At 30.2% G+C, this 325-nt stretch carries 1 protein-coding gene; it reads right to left on the bottom strand.

The genetic code is table 11. From position 1 onward, the window contains the following. On the bottom strand, window positions 1-325 hold a 325-nt coding region (locus R2R70_RS19420; protein ID WP_410978811.1), incomplete at both ends, for a leucine-rich repeat domain-containing protein.

The following is a 325-nucleotide window of genomic DNA, read 5'->3' as shown; positions in this document are numbered from 1 at the left end:
CTATCAGGTACCTTTTTAATCCTATTACTTGAAAAATTTAAAAACTCTAACTCATCAGAATATCCAATCGCCTCAGGTATAGCATTTATACTATTATTATTAGCCGCTAAAATAACTAACCTTTTTAGTTCAAAAATTTCAGTTGGTAATGCTGATAAGCGATTAAAGCTTATATCCAGTAAGGTGAGTTTTTTCAGACATGCGATACCGGAAGGGATTAATTCAATACTATTGTTACATAAACTTAACCCCCTTAGGTTAAAAAAGTTGAAAATCACTTCAGGAAAAAGAGTAAACTTATTATCATCTAAGGTTACTCTTTTTA

It is taken from the genome of Cobetia sp. SIMBA_158 (assembly GCF_046566945.1).
Lineage (GTDB): Bacteria > Pseudomonadota > Gammaproteobacteria > Pseudomonadales > Halomonadaceae > Cobetia > Cobetia amphilecti.
Note: the sequence above shows the minus strand (reverse complement) of the source record. Positions and strands in the feature narration are given on the sequence as shown.